Raw genomic sequence first — 1621 nt, 5'->3', positions numbered from 1 at the left:
TTCCCCAACTGCACCAGATGCCCGAACGGCGCGAACCCCACCACCAGCCCGACCAGCCCCAGCACCGCGAACCGGCTCCGCCACGGCACCCCGTGCAGCCGCAGCGCGCACGCCCACCCGAACACCAGGAGCCCGGTCACCACCGCCGGCACCAGCACCCGCAGCACGTCCGGCTCCACGAACACCTGCGGCAACGCCGCCGGCACCGCGCTGGGGAAGTAGAGGAAGCGCTGATCGTCGTAGGGCGACCCACCGTGCCAGAACACACGTGCCGCCCGCACGACGAAGGCGTTGTCCATGCCTCCGTCCACCGACAGCCGCGCCACGCTTCCCACCAGCGCGCACAACACCGCCCCCAGCGCCGCCCACGCCTGCCAGGACGCCCGCCCCACGGCCCACCCGGACCACCACACCCGACCGTCCTGACGCCGCTGAGGCCGACCGGAGCGACCAGCAATACCCTTTTCATCCACATTCATTCAGGTCACGCTAGGGGCTCAAGTGCCTCAAGGGACTGAACAGCACACCCCAACGGCTGTCTAAAATGCGGTCCATGAGTTTTGGGCAAGGGGAGCCTCAGTGGGACCCGTGGAAGCCGGGTTCTGAGCAGCCGCGGTGGTCGGGCCAGGACAGCCAGACCCCTGACTGGGCCGCGCTCGCTGAGGCGTCCGAGACGCGCAACAAGCGGCGCCGCGTGCTGTTCATAGTCGGCGGGGCCTTGGCCACGGTCGCGATCGGCGCCGCCGTCGCGGTGGCCGTCGTCTCCGCGGACGGTGACAGCGAGGCCGCGAACAGACCGACCAACGACCTGCCGGCCACCGCGGACATCCCGAGCGCGAGCGACTCGCCCGCGCCGTCCTTCGCGCCGACGTCGGCCCCGCCCCCGCTGGACCCGAAGGACTTCATCGCCAGCGCGAAGAAGGACACGGCCCCGCTCAGTGCGGACAGCCTGTTCCCGGGATCGCAGCTCACGATGGGCGAGTCCGTCTACAAGAAGGGCGCCACGTCCTCCACCAACGACTGCGCGTCGGCGGTCCAGGGCACCCTCGACAAGGTCGTGGCGGACAACGACTGCACCCGCGTCATGCGCGTCACCTACAGCAAGGACGGCGTCGCGGTCACGGTCGGCGTGGCCCTCTTCGACACCGAGGCGCAGGCGGCGAAGGCCAAGAAGGACGCCGACAAGAAGAGCATCGTCACCTCGCTCTCCGGTGGGGGCGTACCCGCGTTCTGCCGTACGGCGATCTGCCGCTCGACGACCAACTCGTACGGCCGCTACGCGTACTTCACCATCGCCGGCTTCACCAACGGCAAGGACGTCACGGAGAACGACTCCGCGGTGTTCTCCACGGGCGACGACCTGGCCGAGTTCACCTTCCGCCAGATCCGCCGCCGCGGCGAGGCCCAGGCATCAGCGGCAGCGAACGAGTAGCGAAGAGGCACGGGGAACGGCGCGTTTCAGGGGCGCGGGGAACGGCGCGCCTTTAAGGGCGCGGGAAACGGCGCGGGTTTTCAGGGGCGCGGGGAACGGCGCGGGTTTTCAGGGGCGCGGGGAACTGCGCGTTTTTAGGGGCGCGGGGAACTGCGCGACCAGCCACACCCAACCCGCACCCCCCAACTC

The 1621-nt window shown here is 70.0% G+C and carries 1 protein-coding gene and 1 pseudogene; one reads left to right on the top strand and one right to left on the bottom strand.

What is annotated here, in order from left to right; all coding sequences use genetic code 11:
* Positions 1–413 (bottom strand): annotated as a pseudogene (locus tag FNH08_RS49820) (hypothetical protein); the annotation flags it as partial.
* Positions 414–553: 140 nt separating this feature from the next.
* On the opposite strand from FNH08_RS49820, the gene FNH08_RS49815 reads away from it, so the two are divergent.
* Entirely contained in the window at positions 554–1432 is an 879-nt protein-coding gene (locus tag FNH08_RS49815) for a hypothetical protein (RefSeq protein WP_152778605.1), read from the top strand.
* Positions 1433–1621: the final 189 nt, after the last annotated feature.

This window comes from Streptomyces spongiae (assembly GCF_009377185.1).
Classification (GTDB): domain Bacteria; phylum Actinomycetota; class Actinomycetes; order Streptomycetales; family Streptomycetaceae; genus Streptomyces; species Streptomyces spongiae.
Note: the sequence above shows the minus strand (reverse complement) of the source record. Positions and strands in the feature narration are given on the sequence as shown.

Excerpts from the sequence above, each read along its gene's own strand:
- FNH08_RS49815 (WP_152778605.1), top strand. The coding sequence starts at position 554 with ATGAGTTTTGGGCAAGGGGAGCCTCAGTGGGACCCGTGGAAGCCGGGT.